Source organism: Burkholderia sp. ABCPW 11, assembly GCF_001523445.1.
GTDB lineage: Bacteria > Pseudomonadota > Gammaproteobacteria > Burkholderiales > Burkholderiaceae > Burkholderia.
In genome coordinates, this window is the sequence record NZ_LOVM01000083.1 from 162769 (window position 1) to 183689 (window position 20921).

At 67.3% G+C, this 20921-nt stretch carries 18 protein-coding genes; 13 read left to right on the forward strand and 5 right to left on the reverse strand.

Translation table 11 applies throughout. From position 1 onward, the window contains the following. The first annotated feature begins 95 nt into the window (after positions 1–95). Positions 96–1541 carry an NAD-dependent succinate-semialdehyde dehydrogenase gene (locus tag WS61_RS27815; protein ID WP_059505291.1) on the forward strand — a complete coding sequence of 482 codons (1446 nt, stop codon included), beginning with the start codon at positions 96–98 and terminating at the stop codon, positions 1539–1541. An 82-nt stretch (positions 1542–1623) separates the two neighbouring features. Here WS61_RS27815 and WS61_RS27820 read toward each other — a convergent pair whose 3' ends face one another. Both WS61_RS27820 and WS61_RS27825 read right to left on the reverse strand, forming a co-directional pair. Next, positions 1624–2676 (reverse strand): hypothetical protein, encoded by a 1053-nt coding sequence (locus WS61_RS27820; protein ID WP_157692786.1) that lies wholly within the window; start codon positions 2674–2676, stop codon positions 1624–1626. A gap of 413 nt (positions 2677–3089) precedes the next feature. Beyond that, entirely contained in the window at positions 3090–3488 is a 399-nt protein-coding gene (locus tag WS61_RS27825) for a RidA family protein (protein WP_059505294.1), read from the reverse strand. 110 nt (positions 3489–3598) lie between these two features. Here WS61_RS27825 and WS61_RS27830 point away from each other — a divergent pair, with 110 nt between their 5' ends. The 5 genes from WS61_RS27830 to WS61_RS35325 all read left to right on the forward strand — a co-directional run bounded on the left by WS61_RS27830 (position 3599) and on the right by WS61_RS35325 (position 8025). Next, a complete protein-coding gene (locus WS61_RS27830; RefSeq protein ID WP_059505296.1) occupies positions 3599–4558 on the forward strand; it encodes a LysR substrate-binding domain-containing protein in 960 nt (319 codons plus the stop codon). A 287-nt stretch (positions 4559–4845) separates the two neighbouring features. After that, a complete protein-coding gene (locus WS61_RS27835; protein WP_059505298.1) occupies positions 4846–5292 on the forward strand; it encodes a VOC family protein in 447 nt (148 codons plus the stop codon). 319 nt (positions 5293–5611) lie between these two features. Then, positions 5612–6823 carry a porin gene (locus tag WS61_RS27840; RefSeq protein WP_059505299.1) on the forward strand — a complete coding sequence of 404 codons (1212 nt, stop codon included), beginning with the start codon at positions 5612–5614 and terminating at the stop codon, positions 6821–6823. A 421-nt stretch (positions 6824–7244) separates the two neighbouring features. Continuing rightward, the gene (pal, locus tag WS61_RS27845) at positions 7245–7736 is read left to right on the forward strand and encodes a peptidoglycan-associated lipoprotein Pal (RefSeq protein WP_034206187.1); all 492 of its coding nucleotides are present in this window, start codon (positions 7245–7247) and stop codon (positions 7734–7736) included. A 133-nt stretch (positions 7737–7869) separates the two neighbouring features. Beyond that, on the forward strand, positions 7870–8025 hold the full coding sequence (locus WS61_RS35325) for a hypothetical protein (RefSeq protein WP_179949711.1): 156 nt from the start codon (positions 7870–7872) through the stop codon (positions 8023–8025). 91 nt (positions 8026–8116) lie between these two features. On the opposite strand, the gene WS61_RS27850 is transcribed toward WS61_RS35325, so the two are convergent. From WS61_RS27850 to WS61_RS27860, 3 genes are read right to left on the reverse strand one after another with little or no spacing between them, the layout of a single operon-like run. After that, complete coding sequence (locus tag WS61_RS27850; protein WP_059505301.1) at positions 8117–9376, reverse strand: cytochrome c; 1260 nt, start codon at positions 9374–9376, stop codon at positions 8117–8119. Further along, a complete protein-coding gene (locus WS61_RS27855; protein WP_059505303.1) occupies positions 9373–10068 on the reverse strand; it encodes a (2Fe-2S)-binding protein in 696 nt (231 codons plus the stop codon). Before WS61_RS27855 ends, WS61_RS27850 begins: the two co-directional genes overlap by 4 nt. After that, positions 10065–12944 (reverse strand): xanthine dehydrogenase family protein molybdopterin-binding subunit, encoded by a 2880-nt coding sequence (locus WS61_RS27860; RefSeq protein WP_059505304.1) that lies wholly within the window; start codon positions 12942–12944, stop codon positions 10065–10067. Before WS61_RS27860 ends, WS61_RS27855 begins: the two co-directional genes overlap by 4 nt. 453 nt (positions 12945–13397) lie before the next feature. On the opposite strand from WS61_RS27860, the gene WS61_RS27865 reads away from it, so the two are divergent. The 7 genes from WS61_RS27865 (at position 13398) to WS61_RS27895 (ending at position 20919) form a co-directional block, all read left to right on the forward strand. Then, a complete protein-coding gene (locus WS61_RS27865; RefSeq protein WP_059505306.1) occupies positions 13398–14948 on the forward strand; it encodes a sensor domain-containing diguanylate cyclase in 1551 nt (516 codons plus the stop codon). A 254-nt stretch (positions 14949–15202) separates the two neighbouring features. Continuing rightward, positions 15203–15478, forward strand: coding sequence for a hypothetical protein (locus WS61_RS27870; RefSeq protein ID WP_059505308.1), 276 nt, complete (start codon positions 15203–15205; stop codon positions 15476–15478). A 253-nt stretch (positions 15479–15731) separates the two neighbouring features. Continuing rightward, positions 15732–16766, forward strand: a complete 1035-nt coding sequence (locus WS61_RS27875) for a succinylglutamate desuccinylase/aspartoacylase family protein (protein WP_059505310.1) — start codon at positions 15732–15734, stop codon at positions 16764–16766. A 57-nt stretch (positions 16767–16823) separates the two neighbouring features. Beyond that, the gene (locus WS61_RS27880) at positions 16824–17744 is read left to right on the forward strand and encodes a recombination-associated protein RdgC (RefSeq protein ID WP_059505312.1); all 921 of its coding nucleotides are present in this window, start codon (positions 16824–16826) and stop codon (positions 17742–17744) included. A gap of 491 nt (positions 17745–18235) precedes the next feature. Further along, positions 18236–18796: a GNAT family N-acetyltransferase gene (locus WS61_RS27885; protein ID WP_059505503.1), complete on the forward strand. Its 561-nt coding sequence runs from the start codon at positions 18236–18238 to the stop codon at positions 18794–18796. 66 nt (positions 18797–18862) lie between these two features. Continuing rightward, positions 18863–19816: an ABC transporter substrate-binding protein gene (locus tag WS61_RS27890; protein ID WP_059505314.1), complete on the forward strand. Its 954-nt coding sequence runs from the start codon at positions 18863–18865 to the stop codon at positions 19814–19816. Positions 19817–19869: 53 nt separating this feature from the next. After that, on the forward strand, positions 19870–20919 hold the full coding sequence (locus WS61_RS27895; protein WP_059505316.1) for an LLM class flavin-dependent oxidoreductase: 1050 nt from the start codon (positions 19870–19872) through the stop codon (positions 20917–20919). Positions 20920–20921 lie beyond the last annotated feature (2 nt).

Below are 20921 nucleotides of genomic sequence, written 5' to 3' on the forward strand. Positions count from 1 at the left end.
GCGTGCCTGCCCCGGCGGCGTGGCTTTTTCTGTCAACCGGCGCGCGGCCGTTCGCGGCAGCGCGCGTTTTATCGACGCAATGTAGGGGTGTCTGGATGGCTAACGTGACTTATACGGATACGCAACTGCTGATCGACGGCGAGTGGGTCGACGCCGCGAGCGGCAAGACGATCGACGTCGTGAACCCGGCGACCGGCAAGCCGATCGGCAAGGTGGCCCACGCGGGCATCGCCGATCTCGACCGTGCGCTCGCCGCCGCGCAGCGCGGCTTCGAAGCATGGCGCAAGGTGCCCGCTCACGAGCGCGCGGCGACGATGCGCAAGGCGGCCGCGCTGGTGCGCGAACGCGCGGACACGATCGCGCAGTTGATGACGCAGGAGCAGGGCAAGCCGCTCACCGAAGCGCGCGTCGAAGTGCTGTCGGCGGCCGACATCATCGAATGGTTCGCGGACGAGGGCCGCCGCGTGTACGGCCGGATCGTGCCGCCGCGCAACCTCGGTGCGCAGCAGACGGTCGTGAAGGAGCCGGTCGGCCCGGTCGCGGCGTTCACGCCGTGGAATTTCCCGGTCAACCAGGTGGTGCGCAAGCTGAGCGCGGCGCTCGCGACCGGCTGTTCGTTCCTCGTGAAGGCGCCGGAAGAAACCCCGGCATCGCCGGCCGCGCTGCTGCGCGCGTTCGTCGACGCAGGCGTGCCGGCCGGCGTGATCGGCCTCGTGTACGGCGATCCGGCCGAAATCTCGTCGTACCTGATTCCGCACCCGGTGATCCGCAAGGTCACGTTCACGGGTTCGACGCCGGTCGGCAAGCAGTTGGCCGCGCTCGCGGGCCAGCACATGAAGCGCGCAACGATGGAACTGGGCGGCCACGCGCCGGTGATCGTCGCCGAGGATGCGGACGTCGCGCTCGCGGTGAAGGCCGCCGGCGGTGCGAAGTTCCGCAACGCGGGGCAGGTCTGCATTTCGCCGACGCGTTTCCTCGTGCACAACAGCATCCGCGACGAATTCACGCGCGCGCTGGTCAAGCATGCGGAAGGGCTGAAGGTCGGCAACGGCCTCGACGAAGGCACGACGCTCGGCGCGCTCGCGAACCCGCGACGGCTGACCGCGATGGCGTCGGTCGTGGACAACGCGCGCAAGGTCGGTGCGAGCATCGAGACCGGCGGCGAGCGCATCGGCGCGGAAGGCAACTTCTTCGCTCCGACCGTGATCGCGAACGTGCCGCTCGAAGCGGACGTGTTCAACAACGAGCCGTTCGGCCCGGTCGCGGCGATTCGCGGCTTCGACAAGCTCGAGGATGCGATCGCCGAGGCGAACCGTCTGCCGTTCGGGCTGGCAGGCTACGCGTTCACGCGCTCGTTCGCGAACGTGCATCTGCTAACGCAGCGCCTCGAGGTCGGAATGCTGTGGATCAACCAGCCCGCGACGCCGTGGCCGGAAATGCCGTTCGGCGGCGTGAAGGATTCGGGCTACGGGTCGGAGGGCGGGCCGGAAGCGCTGGAGCCGTATCTCGTCACGAAGTCGGTGACCGTGATGGCGGTTTGACGACAGGTCGAGCATAGCGAGGCCGCCGCTTCCGAGTACGGGGCGGCGGCTTTTTTTCGGGCGCGTCGACCGGCGGCGAACCTCAGCGGATCGGCAGAATGCCCTCGAAGACACTTTTCACTGCGTTCTGCTGGTCGGGGTTCAGATCTCCGTAGCTGGGCGGAAACTCGCCGCATTCGGCGACCTTCGCGCTTTTGACCTTTTCTTTCGCGACCGCCCACTCGCCGGACAGATGGCCTTCGAATCTCATGCCGAAGGGGCTATTGGCGCCTGCCGCCTGGCCCCAGCCGTTCACCATCATGGTTTCCTGCGCGCCGCCCCACGCGAGCGGGTGCTTGCCGTCCTGCGACTCGCGACGGTTCTGGCAGGAGTCGGCATTCGGCACGCAGTGGCCCCCGATGATTTGCTCCGGCGTGGCTTTCTTCAGGTCGGCCAGGTCCAGCAGCATGTAGTTCTCGAGATTGACGAGATAGTCGCGATTGCTTTCGGCGATCAGGATCGCCGCCATCGCGTTGCCGAGCGCCTGATCGTTCGCGGCGGCTCCGCTCAGGCCGCCCGCGTAAACCGTCTTCATCGCTTTGAGCAGTTCCGCCGACGTCCTGTCTTTGGCGGCCCTGGCAAACATCGTCGGGTAGTCGCTGGCGAAACACGTGCTCGGGTTCCCGTTCGCTCGGCCCCAGAAGTGAATGTAGTTCGAGTATTGTCCGCCTCCGCACTGGCGATAATAAATGGCCTCGTTCATCGAGAAGAACTGGCTCCGGCCTTCTGCACCAGCGCATTGATAGGCCGCGAGACGCAGGAATTTCAACGGGCTCACGACGTTGCCGAAGTAGTTGCGCTTGTCGGGACCGGCCGCAGGAAGGTGATCGTTCGCCCCGTCGCAACGTTTCGGGTCGGGCGGGGGCGCTTCCGGCCTCAGCTTCATACGCTCGACGACAGTGTCGACTTTCGCGTTCGCGACCCTGAGCGCGGCTTCGCGCAACACATCCGACGTGACGTAGAGCGGCCCTCCGCGCATGGCGACGGCATAGCAGGCGGTCGCCCCTTGCGCCTGCGCGGCGAAAGAAAGTGCGGCGGCAAACGAACATGCGGCGATCCCCAAGGTGCCGCCGATACGGTGACAATCGATATCCATGAACGGGCTCCGGTGATTTCGTGGATGGGAAAGGGTCCGCGAGCGGGCATGCATCAACGACGAGCCGGCGCACGCAGATGGCTTATGGGCCGACAGCGCTGCCCGACGTCGCGGGATGAAGGACACAGGAGGAAGGACGCTCGGGACGAGCCGTTGTGAGCCGCCCGGGGAACCGAGGGGTGCCGGGCGTTAGTCACGCATCGGACTGGCTGGATGGATCAAGCAGTTCTTGGAATGGGACAGGAAGTGACACACTAATGAGCCAAGGTACTCAATTTTACATAACGTGAATTATCGATAGTTTTGGTTGTGGCAGCTAAGTTCAAATGTCCGCTTTGGGGTTGCGCAAGCTGTCCGGCCAGCGGATACGCAGCGCCCGACGCGACAATAGCCGCAGCGCACGGCCAACGTTTCTACGACGCCGCATCCGGGACGACCGCGATCGCTTCCACCTCGATCAGCGCGTCCGGCGAATACAGGGCGGAGACTTCGACGAGACTTTCCGCCGGATACGGCGCGGAAAACCATTCGCGACGGACGTCGACCATTCTGTCGAGGTACGACATCGACTTCAGGAAGATCGTCGTCTTGACGACCTGGTTCATGCCCGAACCGGCCGCTTTCAATGCACGCTCCAGATTGCCGAATGCGCGTCTGGCCTGGCGATCGAAGTCTCCGGGCCCTTCGATTTCGCCGTCGTCGCCAATGGCAGGCTGCCCCGAAACGAAGACGAAACCGCCTACCCGAATTGCTTGAGATAATGCAAACGGCGCATAGGGATCGGGATTCGTGTGCACCTGTTCGATTTTCATGGAAGGCTCTCCGTCGAGTTCCGGGTGATTGTCAGGGATCGGAGTATCGATGGAGCTTTCGAGCGCAACAAATGGTCAATTCTCACCTTACAGATGAGCTTTTCTAACCCATGCGCAAACTGCCTCCGTTGAGCGCGCTACGTGCATTCGAAGCCGCGGCCCGGCGCGCCGGCTTTAAAGCGGCGGCTGAAGAACTCAACGTCACCCCTACCGCCATCAGCCACCAGATACGTCAACTCGAAGAATGGCTCGACGTCAAACTGTTCGAGCGCCAGACGCGCGGCGTCCGGCTGACGGAAAACGGCAAGGCGCTGTTCCCGGCTCTTCGTGACGGCTTCGACAGCTTCGAGCGCGCAATCGAGGCAGCGCGAAACATCGACGAAACCAAGGTTGCAACGCTCACGTCCACGGTGGCATTCACCGCGAAATGCCTCGCGGCTCGAGCAGGCGGATTTCGTGCCGCGTATCCCGATTGGACCCTTCGGCTCGACGCCACCAATGCCATCGTGGACCTCGACCAGTCCGCGCATGCGTCGATCCGTTACGGTTCGGGCTACTATCCCGGGCTCATGTCGGAACCGCTTTTCAGGGACCGGTTTACCCCGGTGTGTCGTCCGCATTTGTCGATCGCACACGAAAAAGACCTGCAGCGCGCGACGCTGATTCACTTCGATTGGGGTCCCTCCGTCCGCGACGATCCACGCGCAATTACATGGGCACGCTGGCTGGAGGCAGCCAAAATACGCGGCACCGATCCGAACGATGGCCTCCGATTCAACGACGAAGTCCATGCAATGCAGGCGACCCTTGCCGGACAGGGAATCGGCCTGATAAGCCTGACCCTGGTCTCCGACGAATTGGCCAACGGCACCTTGGTGCGGCCGTTCGACCTGGCGCTGGATAGCTTCCAGTACGATCTCGTTTACAGCCCTCGCTCCGCGACGAGACAGGCAACCGAAATATTGCGAGACTGGGTGCTTCGGGAATTTGCCGGGCATCGGTGTGCGGAAGCCGCCGAAACAAACGCAGGCGTGCTGCCCACTCCGGCGCCAGCCTTCGATACGACGTAATCGTTATCGAGAAATAGTCCTCCGTTGAGCGCCCTGCTTCAACACGGAACCCGACCGCCCACACCGTTGCCCATCATCGTGCACCAGCGCTGCGTGTCTTGTTGCAGCGACGGATACGGCAACCCGGTCCTCGGATCGATCGAGTTCAGCGGATTCGGCCCCGGGAGGTGGTTTGCCGCGTGCATCGCGGCGTTCTCCGCCATCTGGCGGCGATCAATTTCGTTCAAGACCGGGCACCGAATGCGCGATAGGATCGAGCCACACCCACACCCCCACCGGAGGGCACCATGGCGATTCACGAAGTCTTTCCGTATCTGCGCGCCAAACGCGCGGAGGACGCCATCGCGTTCTATGCGAAGGCATTCGGCGCGCAAGAGAAATTTCGGCTCGTCGAGCCGTCGGGGCGCATCGGTCACGCGGAATTGCAACTCGGGCCGTGCACGCTGATGATCTCGGACGAGTTCCCGGAATACGATCTCTTCGCCCTCGATCCGGACGGCAACGCGCCGATGGCGCTCCATCTTCATGTCGACGATGCCGATGCGACGATCGCCGCCGCCGTCGCTGCCGGCGCGCGCGTGACACGTGCGCTCCAGGACCAGTTCTACGGCGAGCGTTCGGGCAGGATCCGCGATCCGTTCGGTTACGATTGGCTGATCGGGCATACGATCGAAGCGGTCGAACCCGACGAAATGCAGCGGCGTTACACGGCGCTGATGTCCGGCGATCGTTAAGCAATCCGGACGGCATACCCGGAGCGATCCCCCGACCTGACACGCGGCATGCAGTATGGCTGGCGCGGCGCGCACCGGGCCGCGCTGCCAATCGCCCGCCGCTAGCGCTCGGCACACCCTCGCGCGATGGCGCGCCGACTCGCACGCACCGCCACGCACGCCCCCTCCCCGACCGCCTCTCCGCAGCCGACGCATCGCGATTCCGAGCGATTCCGCAGAGGACCTTTCCTGTGCGACGCCTTAATCGGCTGCCGAAAGATTCCAATAATGGCCGCCCGATCCATCGGCCGCCTGGCCGGTCCAACAACAACAAACGCCTATGCCCTTCTCCCAAACGAACCAGCACGCCGGCGCACGCGTCGCGGGGACCGTCATTGCCGCCTGCCTGACCGGCTTCGTGCCGGATCTCGCGCTTGCCCAGAGCAGCGTGACGCTGTACGGCCTGATCGACACGTCGATCACCTACTCGACCAACCAGCGCACGCGCGGTGCCGGTTCGCCCGGCGGCGGCGGCGTCGCGATGACGAGCGGCGCACTGAACGCGTCGCGCTGGGGGCTGCGCGGCCGCGAGGATCTCGGCGGCGGAATGGCCGCGGTCTTCGCGCTCGAAAACGGCTTCTCGGGCACCACCGGCAAGCTGTCGCAGAAAGGCGTCGCCCTGTTCGGCCGCCAGGCATGGATCGGGCTGAGTTCGCAGACGGCCGGCACGCTGTCGTTCGGCCGCCAGTACGACCTGATCCTCGATTTCGTGACGCCGCTCGGTGCGTCCGGTCCCGGCTGGGGCGGCAACCTCGCGGTCCACCCGTACGACAACGACGATTCGAACCGCAACCTGCGCATCAACCACGCGGTGAAGTACACGAGCCCGATGGTTCGCGGGTTGAGGTTCGGCGCGATGGTCGGGTTCTCGAACACGGCCGGCCAGTTCTCCAACAACGCGGTGTGGAGCACGGGGGTGTCGTATGCGAACGGGCCGCTGAAGCTCGGCGCCGGCTACCTGAAGATCAGCCGGGACCGCAATGCGCCGAACCCGGACGGCGCGCTCAGCACGGTCGACGGCTCGGCGACGATCACGGGCGGCAATCAGCAGATCTGGGCGATGGCCGGGCGTTATGCGTTCGGGCCGCACTCGGTCGGCGCCGCGTGGTCGCATTCGACCACCGACGGCGCGACGGGCGTGCTCCAGGGCGGCAACATCGTGCCGCTGAAGGGCGAATCGCTGGTGTTCGACAACGTCACGATCGACGGACGCTATTTCGTCACGCGTGCGCTGAGCGTCGCCGCCGCGTACACATATACGATGGGCCGCTTCGACACCCGCACGGGTCAGACGCGCCCGAAATGGAACCAGGTCGTCGCGCAGGCCGACTATGCGCTGTCGAAGCGCACGGATGCGTATCTCGAAGGCACGTACCAGAGCGTGAGCGGCGGCAACGGCCATCCGGCGTTCAACGCGGCCGTCTGGACCTTGACCCCTTCCGCGAACGGCAATCAGGCCGTCGTCGCGCTGGGGCTGCGGCACAAATTCTGACGAGGCCGCGTGCGCTGCGGCGTCACGCGGACGACCGACGGCATCCGGCAAGTGCTCCCCGCATCACCCGCTCCCCGTCGCCGCCACCGACAAGGCCGCGCCCCCGTGCGCGGCCTTTTTTCGCTGTGGCATGCGACGCATGCCGCACACCGCTCGCGGCAGCAAGAATGCCGCCCGGCTGTCGCATTTGCGCAAAAAATGCGGAGAAACTGGGCACGTTGTGACATTTTTCCTAATCTATTTGCAGCGACGCCGCGATCCGGCGTTCCGGTCGCTACATTCTTTCATCTGGCGCACCATCGGCTTACGAGCCCGCATCACGGCAACGGAGCCGGACCTTTCGCGCCACGGCGGCCGGACGGCTGCGTGCGGATGACACGCGCCCCGCTTTCAACGCAGTCAACCGCTGGAGAAACGAACGATGAGCAAAATGAACCGAATTGCGGTCCTGGCAACTTTCGTACTGCTGGCCGGTTGTCACAACGCGGCGAAAACGCCCGAGAATGCCGGCGCGGCGCCGACGCCATCGAGCGAAGCCGTCGCGACGGTGACGGCCGACGATCTGAACAATCCGAACAGCCCGCTCGCCAAGCGCAGCATCTACTTCGATTTCGACCAGTACTCGGTGAAGCCCGAATTCCAGTCGTTGCTGCAGGCGCACGCCGACTACCTGCGCAGCCACCCGGCGCGGCGCGTGCTGATCCAGGGCAACACCGACGAGCGCGGCACGTCCGAATACAACCTGGCGCTCGGCCAGCGCCGTTCGCAGGCCGTGATGAGCGCGCTCGAAACGCTCGGCGTGCCGGCCACGCAACTCGAGGCCGTCAGCCTCGGCAAGGAAAAGCCGGTCGCGCTCGGCCACGACGAGGAAGCGTGGGCGCAGAACCGCCGCGCCGATCTCGTCTATCGTTGATCCACGCGCCGCCGCCGCGGCGATACGTAAAAAGCATGGAATAACCGCTTCGCCGAAACGTCTTCTCATCGCGCAGACGCGCGGTTCACGCGAGCCGCCTTTCCTGGCGCCTGCGCGCTGCAAGGAGATTGCAATGAAATCGGTAACGTTGGTTGCGGCGCTGATCGCGGCGCTGGTGCTCGTGCTGTCGGCGGGCTGTACGTCGTCGGGCAGCGGCGTGTCGCAAGGACCGGGCATGAGCCGGTATGGCGGCTCGGGCGGAAGCGGAGGCGGAGGCGGCGGTTACTGACGCGCCGCGGCAAGGAAAACGGGGCGGCGCATCGCGCGCGATCGCCGGAAACCGGCTGCCTCGCTCGCGACGCCCCGCCCCGGGGCACGGCTCAACGCATCGCCTTCACGTCGGCCGGCGTGACGCTCGCGGGCTGGCCGCCCCACGTCGCGCGCAGGTAGTTCGCGAGCTGCGCGAGTTCGTCGTCGCTCAGCGTGTGCGCGAAGCCCGGCATCGGCTGCAGGTTTTCGACGCCGGCGAACTTCTGCTCGTCGATGCCGTCGAGCATCGCGACCAGCAGGTTGCGCGGATCGCCCTGCCGCACCGTCGAGTTGCCGTTCATCGGCACCGCTACGTGCGGCTTGCCTTCGCCGTTGAAGCCGTGACAGCCGGCACAGACCGCGAGATACACCGAGCGGCCGGCGGCCAGTTGCGCGGCATCGGCCGACACCGGCTTCGCCGGTTGCGGCGCGGGTGGCGTATCGCCGAGCAGGTACGTCGACAGCGCGCGCAGGTCGTCCTTCGTCAGGTACTGCGTGCTCAGGTGCACGACCGGATACATCTCGCCGAACGCCGAGCCTTGCGGCGCGATGCCGACGCCGAAGAACGTCTGCAGGTCGGTGCCGGTCCAGCCGCGCGCGGCGAGGCCGGCCGGCGTGATGTCGGGTGCGGCCACGCGGCCGAGCGCGGCCCCCGCGAACGGCTTCGCGCCGTCGAGTTGCCCCGTGAACGCGCGCGGCGTGTGACATTCCGCGCAGTGGCCGAGCGCACCCGCGAGATAGCGGCCGCGCTGCCAGTCGGCGGATTGCCCGGCCGACGCATCCGGCAGGCTGTCCTTCAGGAACACCATGTCCCAGAACACCATGCCGAAGCGCAGGTTGTACGGGAACTTGAGTTCATGCGCGCGGTTTTCCTGCGCGACCGGCTTGACCGTCTTCAGGTACGCGTACATCGCGTCGGCGTCAGCGCGCGTGAGCTGCCGGTAGGACGTGTACGGCATCGACGGATACAGGCGCTTGCCCGGCGCCTTGCCGTCGTGCAGCGCGGCGTAGAAGTCGTCCGCGCTCCAGTTGCCGATCCCGTGATCCTTGTCGGGCGTGATGTTCGAGCCGTAGAACGTGCCGAACGGCGATTCGAGCGCCGCGCCGCCGGCGAACGGCGCGCCGTCCTTCGCGGTATGGCACGCCGCGCAGTCGGCGGCCTTGACGAGATAGCGGCCGCGCGCGATCTGGTCGGCGCCGGGGGCGCCGGACGCCGCGCTCGACGCCGGCGCGTCGCGACCGCCGCAGGCGGCGAGCAGCAACGCGCAGGCCGCTGCGAGCGCGGGCAGGCCCGCGGCCCGCGCGGCACGATGAGCGAATGTGCGTTTCATGCGCTGTCCTTCACGAGTCCCGGCGTCGTCAGCACCACGTCCTTGACGGCTTCGTAGTAGCGGACATAGCCCGTGCAGCGACAAAGATGCGCGTCGAGCGCGTCGGTGATCGTGCGCTCCACGTCCGTCTTCGCGATCGGCTCGCGCTTCAGGCGTTCGATCAGCACGGTCGCCGCGTTGACGAAGCCCGGCGTGCAGTAGCCGCACTGGAAGCTGAAGTGCTCGAGGAATTTCTGCTGGATCGGCGACAGCTCGACCACTTCGCCGGCTTCGTTGCGCTTCGCGTGGCCTTCGATCGTGCGGATCGAACGGCCGTGGAAGAAGTGCGCGCCGGTAATGCAGGTACGCATCTCCTCGCTCGTGCCGTCCGGCTTGTCGACGATCACGACGCACGCGTGGCAGATCCCCTGCCCGCAGCCGAGCCGCGAGCCGGTGAGGCCCACGTACTCGTGCAGGAACTCGATCATCATCAGCCCTTCCGGCACCTGCATCGGGCCGACTGACTTGCCGTTGATGTTCACCGACAGCGGTTTCTGCTGAAACCGGACGAGCGGACGCTCGATGGCTGCCGGTGCCGATGCCGGCGCGGCAGGCGCAAACGCCGGTGCGACGGAAGCCGCATTCGGCGCGGCAGCGCCGGTCGCAGCCGCGCCGGCGCTCGCGGCCGAAGCCGCGGTTTGGGCGGTCGTCATGCGAGCACCTCCTGAATCTTTTGCGGGGTCACCGGCAAGTCGGTGAAACGATGGCCGATCGCGTGCGCGATGCCGTTCACGATCGCGCCGACGACGGGGATCATCACCACTTCGGCGACACCCTTGGGCGGATCGGTTTCCGACAGCGGCGGCAGCACGTCGCCCGTCTGCGTCCAGACGGCGACGTCGGACGCGCGCGGCAACCGATAACGGTTGAAGTTCCACGTGCCGTTGCCGGGGCCGTCCTCGTAGAGCGGCAGGTACTCGTGCAGCGCATGGCCGATGCCCATCGCGAGACCGCCCTGCAACTGCCCCGACACGAGCTGCGGCGAAATCTGGTTGCCGCATTCCATGATCGAGTGGTGCGTGAGCAGTTCGACCTTGCCGGTCGCTTCGTGCACGGCCAGCTCGACGAGCGTGCCGACCGCCGTGTAGTACGTGACGGCCGCGTTGTTGCGGCTCGTCGGCGGGATGAACACGCGCTTGCGATCGAGCACGCGATAGCCGTTCGCGGTCGGCGGCAGCGTACCGTGCAGCGCGGTCGCGCCGGCCGGTGCGGCGGTGCCGGGCAACGGGCCGTCGTCGGCGCCCGTCTTCGGCGCGCCGATACGCAGCGACAGCCCGTCGATCGGCAGACGCTCGAGCGCGCCGCCGATCTCGAATTCGGCATCGGTCCACTGCCAGCGGTTGAACACGTGCACGACGGCGCCGGTCGGCAACCCGAGCGCATGCGCCTGCTTCGCGAGCTGCTCGAACGTCAGCGGCTCGAGGCCGTCGGCGGTCAGCTTGCCGTCGACCCAGCGCGCATCTTCGATACGAATCGTGTACGGCGCGGCCTGGCCGCCGCCCAGGCCGCGCGTCCAGATCGACATCGCGGCCGGCCACAGCCCGTAGCGGAATACGGCGCGCGCAGCCTCGCGCGTGCTGTGCGTGAAGTAGTACGCGGAGTTCGTCGCGCTCGACGGCGACGCATAGCCGGGCGACCAGCGCGGGTTCGTGCTCAGGCGGTCCTGGTCGGCCTGCGACATCAGGTACGGATCGCCGCTCGTCTCGACCGGCAGGTCCGGCCATTCGGTCACGGCCACGCGGACGTCGGTCGCCGGGCGGCCGAGCCATTTCGCGACCGCGACGGCCTGCGACGTCGACATCCCGGTGCCGATCTCCGCGGCCGTGTGTTGCAGCGACACCTTGCCGTGCGCGTCGAATTCGACCTTGGCGAACGACGCTTCCGCGCCCGTGCCGAAATCCTTCTGCACGCACGCGAAACCGACGCCGTAGCGCTTGCCCGGATGTGCGGCCTCGAATTCGGCCTTGCGCGCGGCGCGGCGCGTCCACAGCGGATGCTGCTTCGCTCGCTCCAGCACTTCGTCGACGCGCAGCGCGCCGGCGGGGATCGCGCCCTGCGTGTTCTTCATCCCCGAACGCAGCGCGTTGCGCAGGCGGAAGTCGATCGGGTCGATGTGCAGTTGCGCGGCGATCTCGTCGACCGCCATCTCGGTCGCGGCCATGCTTTGCAGCGTGCCGTAGCCGCGTGCGGAGCCGGCGTCGATCGCGCGCGATGCGATCGCGACCGCCGCGAGGTCGCTCTTCGGGAAGTAGTAGATCGATTGCGCGGCGGTGGCGCCGACCATCGCGATCGACGGCGAGAAGTTCGAGCGGCCGCCGCCGTTCGCCTCGAAGTCGCCCTTGAACGATTGCAGCAGGCCCGTGTTGCGGTCGACCGCGATCCGGTAACGCATCTTGAACGCGTGACGCTTCAGCGAGGTCTGGAACTGCTCGTAGCGGTCGTTCGCGAAACGCACCGGGCGGCCGTCCGCGTACAGCGCGCAGACGAGGCCGTAGAACGGCACGTTGAAGTGATCCTTCGAGCCGTAGCCGACCGTGTAGCACGGATGCACGAACAGCTTCTTCACCGGGAAGCGGCATTTCGCGACCATCGCGGCCGCGTTCTCCGACACTTCGCGCGGCGACTGGGTCGGCACGACGAGATGCAGCGCTTGCGTCGCGGCGTCGTACCAGCAGTTCGCGTTGTCGGGTTCGAGCGCGGCCGTATCGACCGACTGCGTGTTGTATTCGCGATCGAACACGAGCCAGTCGGCCGGCGGACGGTCGAGCTCGCCGGCGATCTGCCCGGCGAGGAACATGCCCTGCTCGTCGAGCTTGCCGTGCTCCTTGCCGTCCGGCCAGACCGGCAGGTGCTTGCGCATCATGCTCGGGAAGATCGGCGCGTCCTTCAGGCTCGAATAGACGTCGTCGTCATAGGCGGTCTTGCCGCCCACGCGCACGTAACGGAAGGTGCCCCACGGATCGCGCTCGAGCGGGCCGGTGACCGCGCCGTAGCGGATCACGTCGTCGCGGAACTTCAGCGCGTTCTTCGCGAAGCGGAAGCGCGCGAAGTCGTGATAGATCAGGATCGCGACCGCATGGCCGAGATACGCAGGCGTCTTGCCGGCCGGCAACAGCATGTCGTCGCCGTAGAACGCCGGGAATGCGACGCCGTCGCGCGCGAGATCGTCGGCCGTGACCACGCGGTCCGGCTTCAGCTCGTCGCCGAGCAGCGACAGGTCGAAGCCTTCGTACGTGCGGTCGGCCTGCGTGACGCGCAGGATCAGCGCATGCGACTGCTGCTGCGGCCAGTGCGGCATGTCCGCGGCGCGCACGTCGCGGGCGAACACTTTCGCGCCCGTGACCTTCGCGATGCCGTCGATGCGGAATTGGGGGATGCCGGTGACGCTATCCCATTTGACGGGCGTGAGGAGTTTTTCTTCGAAGAGCGCCGCGAACGCGCGGCTGCCGATGGGCGCGACATACACCGCGACGCCCGCCAGCACGCTGGCTTTCAGAAAACCCCGCCGTGACAGGCCGTGGTTTTTCATTGGGGGGAACCTCCTGAGGCGGCTCGGACGGCGATCGGGTGTCGCGGCGTTCGGAGCGGCGCGCATTCTGGCATTGTTTTCGATATATCGCCTATAGTATTTCCCGCATGAAATACTTATTGAATTTCTTATAACTGGACTCGGCCAGACTGCGGCCGGCGGTCCCGTTGGCCGTTTGCGTGCGGCTGGATGCCGTCGCGCCGGCTTCGCGGTCGCCGGTCCGCCGCCCGCATCGTTCCGTTCGCAACGACGCCGCCTTCGCACCGACGAATCCGCAAGCCGCCCGCGGCCGCGGTCGACGACCCTCGCGCGAGACAGTGCGCGGCGCCCGCCGGCCGGCCCGCGCCGCGGGTTTTTCATGGTAATGTCGTGCGCATCCGGCTCGGCCGGGCTTCCGCCACGTGCCGTGCGGGTGCCGCGAGCCATCGCGATATCGTGTCGAGGTCAATAACCATGGCAGTCAGGGCATCTCTCCTGAACTCCGTTCTCGCCACTCCCCCCTCCGGCAACCACCGCGTGACGGCCGCGCTGCGTCCGTCGATGCTCGTGACGCTGTTCGAGGACGTGCGTCCGATGGCGCTGTCCGGGCTCGCGAGCGGTTTCGTCGCCGCCGTCGCGCTGCTCCGGCTGCAGCAGCTGTGGTGCCTCGCGTGGCTCGTTGCCGACGTCGGCCTGCTCGTTGCGCGCCTGTCGATCGCACGGGCGTACACGGTGCGGCGCAACGCCGGCGACGATCGCGCCGAATACTGGGCGATGCGCTATGCGCCGGTGTCGCTCGTCGCGTGCCTGGTGCTCGGCCTCGGCGCGATGGGCTGCGTGCAGGCCGCCGACGTCGAGCTCGGCACGCTGTCCGTGATGGTCGCGGGCGGCGTGTTCGGCGGGATCGCATCGCGCAATTCGGCGCTGCCGCGGCTCGCGATGACGCAGATCGCGCTCGGCGTGTTGCCGATCGGTGTCGGTGCGCTGCTGGCCCCTCGGCCGGGCGCGTGGCTGCTCGTGCCGCCGCTCGCGATCTATCTCGCGGCGATGCGCACGGTCGTGCAGCGCCACTATCGCGTGCTCGTCGCGCTGATCGCCGCGCGCCAGCGCAACGCCGAACTCGTTGCCCGCTTCGACGCCGCGCTCACCTACATGCCGCACGGCCTGTGCATGATCGACGGCGACAGCCGCGTGATCGTCGCGAACCGACGCACCGCGCAACTGTTCGGCTCGCCGCGCGAGATCATGCTCGATACGCCGCTTCCGGCCGTCGTCGCCGCGCTCGGCGCCCATGCCGCGATCGATCCCGGCGGCGCCGGCCTCGCTGCGCAGTGCGACGACTGGCTGAGCCGCCACGAGCCCGGGCCGCTCGACATCGCGCTCGCCGACGGCCGCCAGCTCGAACTGACGCGTCACCGCGTGCCGGACGGCAACGCGGTGATCATCGTCGAGGACGTCACCGCGCGCCGACAGACCGAACAGCACATCCGGCACCTCGCGCGACACGACGCGCTGACGGGTTTGCCGAATCGCCACGAACTGCATGCGGAACTCGAGCGGATGCTCGCGCGCCGGCCGCGGTTGCCGAGCCCGGCGTTCGCGGTCATGTATCTCGATCTCGACGGTTTCAAATCGATCAACGATCGCTTCGGCCACCAGGCCGGCGACGAAGTGCTCACGCAGGTCGCCGAGCGGCTGGGCAAGACGCTGCCGCCGGGCGAGCTCGCGGCACGTATCGGCGGCGACGAATTCATCGTCGCGATCGACGACACGACGATGCAAGCATGCTCGATCCTCGCCGCGCGGATCATCCGGCAGATTTCGGCGCCGTATGCGCTGTCGATCGGCGAGACCGTCTGCATCGGCATCAGCATCGGCATCGCGCTCGACGACGGGCACGGCTCGCCCGACGAGTTGATCCGGCAGGCCGACAGCGCGCTGTACGACGCGAAATCGGCCGGCAAGGGCATCTACTGCTTCTATTCGAGCGGCAGCCGCCGCATGGCGCCGGCCACCGCAAGCTGAGCCGGCGCCGCGCCGCGCCGCGCATTGCCCTTTGCTCACCCGCGCGGCCTCCCGACGATTCAATGCCGAAACGTTTTGCCGGTTCGCACGCGGCGCCGCGCGTTCGCGTGTCACGTGACGTGTTCCGTAACATCGCCGCCCGGCACGCCGAAAGATGACTGCAGAAGCCTGCACGATCGAGGCCGAGTGCGGCATTTCGCGGCTGGCACCCTTATTGCTCCTTGATGAGGAAAGCACGTTTCAGGGAGCCCCACATGAATACCGTCGACGTCCTCGCACGAACCGAAATCATCGACGAACAGGCAGTGATCGACGGCGCATCGCTGATTCGCCGGCTCGTGTCCGACAGCCGGCCGCCGGCCGCGTACGAAGCCGCATGCGTCGACAATCCGCCGCTCACGCTGTACGGCGCGTTTCGCCAGGGCGTCGCCGATCACGCTGCGGGGCGCGCGAATCCGTATCGCGCCGGCAGCCGTTTCTGGGCCCTGTGGGAAGAAGGACGTCTCGAAGCTGAAACATCCGGCCGGTAACCCGGTTGCGCGCGCCGACCCCGTCGCGGCAAGGGATCGGCGCGAGATCCGACGTATGCATGCGGCCGGCCGGCGCGCCGGCATGCGTTCATCGCTGCAACATCCGCATCGGTCCGGCGGGGCATCGTCGTCGATACGGGAACTGTGTTTCGATCGACGCGTGCAGGCGTTCGGCACCGAGCGCGCCCGGTGCGGCGCGCAGCGCTCGTTTCCTCTATAAGATGGCAGATTCCATGCATCGAACGACGCTGCCATGACCGCTTCCTCCTCACACCGAAATCCCATTCACTGCGAAATCGATCTCGACGCGCCGGGCAAGCACGCGGGCTACCTGCGGCTGCCGCACTCCGTGCACCGCTCCGCATACGGCTGGCTGCCGATCCCGATCGCGTCGATCCGCAACGGCGACGGCCCGGTCGCGCTCGTGATGGCCGGCAACCACGGCGACGAGTACGAAGGCCAGATCATCGTGTCGCAACTGATGCGCGAGATCGAACCCGAGATGGTCAGCGGGCAGTTGATCCTGCTGCCGATGGCGAATTTTCCGGCGGCGGATGCGGGCCTGCGCGTGTCGCCGCTCGACGAAGGCAACCTGAACCGCAGCTTTCCCGGCGACCCGACCGGCACGCCGACGCAGATGATCGCCCACTACATCGAGCACGCACTGCTGTCGCGCGCGCAGTACCTGGTCGATCTGCACTCGGGCGGCAGTTCGCTGCTCTACCAGGGCGGCAACATGCTCGCGATCGATCCGCTCGACGCGGACGAAGCCGCGAAGCTCAACGGGCTGCTGAACGCGTTCGGGCTGCAGAATGCGCTGCTGCACGCGCCGAATCCCGTGCATTCGGCGTCGGCCGCGCGCCGGCAAGGCGCGATCTCGATCGTCACCGAACTCGGCGGCGCCGGGATGGCCGATCCGTCGCTGATTCGGCTCGGCCGGCACGGGTTGCTGCATTACCTCGGCTATATCGGGCTGCTGCACGGCGCGCTCGTGCCCGACGCGCCGCCGACCGTCACGCGCTTCATGCGCGTCGACGGCGATCGCCATTTCGTCTATGCGTACGAGCGCGGGCTGTACGAGCCGCTCGTCGAGCTCGGCGACCAGGTGAAGGCCGGGCAGCCGGCCGCGTGGGTGCATTTTCCCGATACGCCGTTGCGCGAACCGGTGCTGCACCGGTTCAACGGCGACGGCGAGGTGGTGTGCAAGCGTGTGCCCGCGCAGGTGCGGCGAGGAGATTGCCTGTTTCAGTTGGCGGAGTTGTCGACGCCGCCGCGTGTCATCGCGTGACGCAACCGACTGGCAATCGCGCCGTCAGATAGAATGACGCGCTTTGCCCGTACGCCTATGTGGTTCAAGAATCTTCAGCTTCACCGTCTTCCGGCACCCTGGGCCGTTACCCCCGACCAGATGGAAAAATGGCTGGCGCCTCACGCGTTCCAGCCGGGCAGCAGCGTCGAAATGCAGCGCGTCGGCTGGGCATCGCCGCGTGACGACGGCGCGCTCGTGTATTCGATCAACCGGCAGATGCTGCTGCTGTTCCGCTCCGAAAAGAAGCTGCTCCCGGCGTCGGTCGTCAATCAGGTGACCAAGGCGCGTGCGCTCGAAGTCGAAGAGCAGCAGGGCTTCAAGGTTGGCCGCAAACAACTGCGCGAACTCAAGGAACAGGTTACCGACGAACTGCTGCCGCGCGCGTTCAGCATTCGCCGCGATACCCGCGTGTGGATCGACACGGCGAACGGCTGGCTCGTCATCGATGCGGCTGCCCAGGCGCTCGCCGACGACGTTCGCAGCCTGCTCGTCAAATCGATCGAAGCGTTGCCGCTCGCGGGCGTGCAGGTGGCGCGTTCACCGGTCGCCGCGATGACGGACTGGCTATTGTCCGGCGACGCGCCGGGCGGATTCACCGTGGACCAGGACGCCGAGTTGCGCTCGAGCGGCGAAGGCGGCGCCACGGTGCGATACGTCGGCCACGCGCTGGAAGCGAACGACATGCGCCGGCACATCGAAGCCGGCAAGCAATGCATGCGCCTCGCGATGACCTGGGATGACCGAATCTCGTTCGTGCTGACCCCGTCGCTGACGATCAAGCGCGTCACGCCGCTCGACGTGATCAAGGAGGCGGCGGATCCGACCGCGCAGAACGACGACGAACGCTTCGACTCGGATGTCGCGCTGATGACGGGTGAGCTGGCGCGGATGCTGGCGAGTCTCGTCGATAGCCTGGGCGGCGAGCGGCAGGACGCGACTCGTCAGGAAGCAGCCTGAACGCCGTCGTCGTCGAGGATCATCGCCCCGCGTCGGTGGGGCTTCGCGCCGACGCGACGATTGGAGGAGAACCGTCGCCACCCTGGCGGCGGCGAATCGCGGTCGGGCGCGCGCGATCCTGAACAACCCGCCCCGAATCGGCGCGACCGGCAGGCCATCGAAACGGCGACACGCCGCCGATCCGCGGCGCTCGTCTGCGTCGCCCACACTTCGAACGGGCACGGCGCCGGCCCCCCCCGTTCGCCCCACCCCACTCCCGCTGCAAGCCTTCTTCCGCCTCCCGCGAAATCCTTATCGAAATTGCTTCGTTCGCCTTTGCCGGCCGCGCCGCTAACGTGTTCGAAACACGGCGGCGCGCCGGGATGCCTCGCACGAAGCACGACAGCCGCCGCCATCACGACAACTGCGTCGCGATAACGGAACGGACCGCACGGGTCGCGTGCCCGCACCCGGGCCAGGAACGTCCGCATCGCGCGCCATTCGCGATGCCCATGGCCACGAACGACCGCATCATCGACACGACGCCGCTCGACGTCCGCGCGCAACCGCTGATCGACGCGCTGATCGACGAGTATTCGACCCGTTACGACGCGTACCGTCCCGACAGCCGCGCGTCGGCCCGCGACGAGCTCGCGCGCTACCCGGCCGAACTGTTCGCGCCGCCCGACGGCGCGTTCGTGCTGCTGCTGCGCGACGGCGAAACGATCGGCGGCGGCGCGTTCAAGCGCTACGACGCGCAGACCGCCGAACTGAAACGCATCTGGACGCGCACCGATCTGCGCCGCCAGGGCCTCGCGCGGCTCGTCGTCGAAGCGCTCGAACTGCGCGCCGTCCAGCAGGGCTACCGCCGCCTCTACCTGACGACCGGTTTTCGCCAGCCCGAAGCGTGGGCGCTGTACGACCGCACCGGCTATACGCGGCTATTCGACTCGTCGATCGATCCCGAAGCGTATTTCCATCTGCGCTTCGGCAAGGACCTCGTCGATCCGTCGCGCACGTCGACGCTGGCCGACCTCTGGGCGCCCGTGCCCGAACCGGTGCTGCCACGCTGAGCGCACGGCGTCCCGCCTTTCACGTTGCCCATTCCGCTTTCCACGCTTTCACGACAGGACGTTTTCATGCATCGAGCCGTACCGCTTTCATTCCGTGCCGTGCGTACGCTGGCCACCGCGCTGATCGGCCTGAGCGCCTTCGCCGCCGTCGCGGCCGCATCCGCCGCGACGTTCGACCTGAGCCCCGAGCAGCGCGGCCGCCCGCGCGGCGCAGCCGATGCGGCGGTCGAGCGCGCGGTGCCTGCGTCGTTCAGGTTCACCGAACCCGGCACGCTGACGATCGGCATCGCGCCGAGCCTGCCGCCGATCAGCTCGTATGCGACCGACGCACGCACGGTGGTCGGCTTCGACGCCGACATCGGCCAGCTCGTCGCCGACAGCCTCGGCCGCAAGCTGAAGATCGTCGCGCTCGCCTGGGCCGACTGGCCGCTGGCGCTCGAATCGGGGAAAGTCGACGCGGTGATCTCGAACGTGACCGTCACCGAGGAACGCAAGCAGAAGTTCGATTTTTCAACCTATCGCAAGGATCAGGTCGGCTTCTACGTGCGCAACGACAGCAAGATCCAGGCGATCCGCGAGCCTAAGGACGTCGCCGGGCTGCGCATCGTGACCGATGCCGGCACCAACCAGGAAAAGATCCTGCTCGCGTGGGACCGCGAGAACATCGCGCACGGGCTCAAACCCGTGCAGATCCAGTACTACGACGACCAGGCGATGCGCATCGTCGCCGTGCAGTCGGGCCGGGCGGACGCGGTGTTCAGCGTGAACTCGGTGCTCGCATATCAAAGCGCGCAGCAAGGCAAGACGCGGCTCGTCGGCGCGATCAGCGGCGGCTGGCCGCGCACGGCCGACATCGCGATCGCCACGCGCCGCGGCAGCGGTCTCGCCGAGCCGCTGACCGTCGCGCTGAACGGGCTGATCAAGAGCGGCCGCTACCGGCAGGTGCTCGACCGGTGGAACCTCGCGTCCGAAGCGATCGACCAGTCGCGCACGAATCCGCCCGGGCTGCCGAAGAGCTGAGTGCCGTACGCCCGCAACCGTCCATCCACGCTCACGCAGGAACGCCGCTCACCATGTCTTATTCGCTTTCGTTGCTGGACAAGAGTCCGATCGCCGACGGCGCGAACGCCGCCGACGCGCTGCGCTTCACCACAGCGCTCGCGCAACGCGCCGAACAGCTCGGCTACGCGCGCTTCTGGGTCGCCGAACATCACGGCACGCCGGGCTTCGCGAGCTCGGCGCCGGAGATCGTCGTCGCGCATCTGCTCGCGCGCACGTCGCGCATCCGCGTCGGCTCGGGCGGCGTGATGCTGCAGCACTACAGCCCGTTCAAGGTGGCCGAGACGTTCAAGCTGCTGGCCGCGCTCGCGCCGGGTCGCGTCGATCTCGGCATCGGCAAGGCGCCCGGCGGGCTGCCGCTGACCACACGCGCGCTGCAGTGGTTCCACGACAAGGCGCGCAAGCCCGACTTCGCGGGGCAGCTCGCGGAGCTCGACGCGTTTCTGGGCTGGGGCGTGGCCGAAGATCATCCACTCGCCGGCGCGGTCGCGATGCCGGTGCCGCCGCAGTTGCCCGAACGGATCCTGCTCGGCGGCTCGCCGGACAGCGGCGCGCTCACCGCGCGCAACGGCTGGCGCTTCTGCTACGCGGGCCATTTCAACGGCGACGACGCGAATCTCGAACGCTCGCTCGACGCATACCGCAGCGCGGGCGGCCAGAAGCCGCTCGTCGCGCTGTACGCCGTCGCCGCCCCGACGCGCGACGAGGCCGAGCGACTGATCGGGCCGCTGAAGATCTTCAAGCTGCAGTTCGCGGGCGGCCAGAGCTTCAATCTCGCCAGCGCGCAGGCGGCCGCCGAATTCGCGCGGCAAAGCGGCGCGTCCGACTACCGGATCGACGAGCTGCGCCCGACGGTGCTGGCCGATACGCCCGACCGCGTGCATCGCGCGCTCGACGCGCTGAGCCGGCGCCTCGACGTCGATGCGTTCGTGATCGATTCGCCGGTGTCCGACTACGCGGCACGGCTCGCATCGGCCGAATGGCTCGGCGGCGCGCTGTCGACCACGCCGTTGCAGGCGGCCCTCGCGGCCGACCGTTCCCTTTCCCCCGACCAGAACGCGTGACG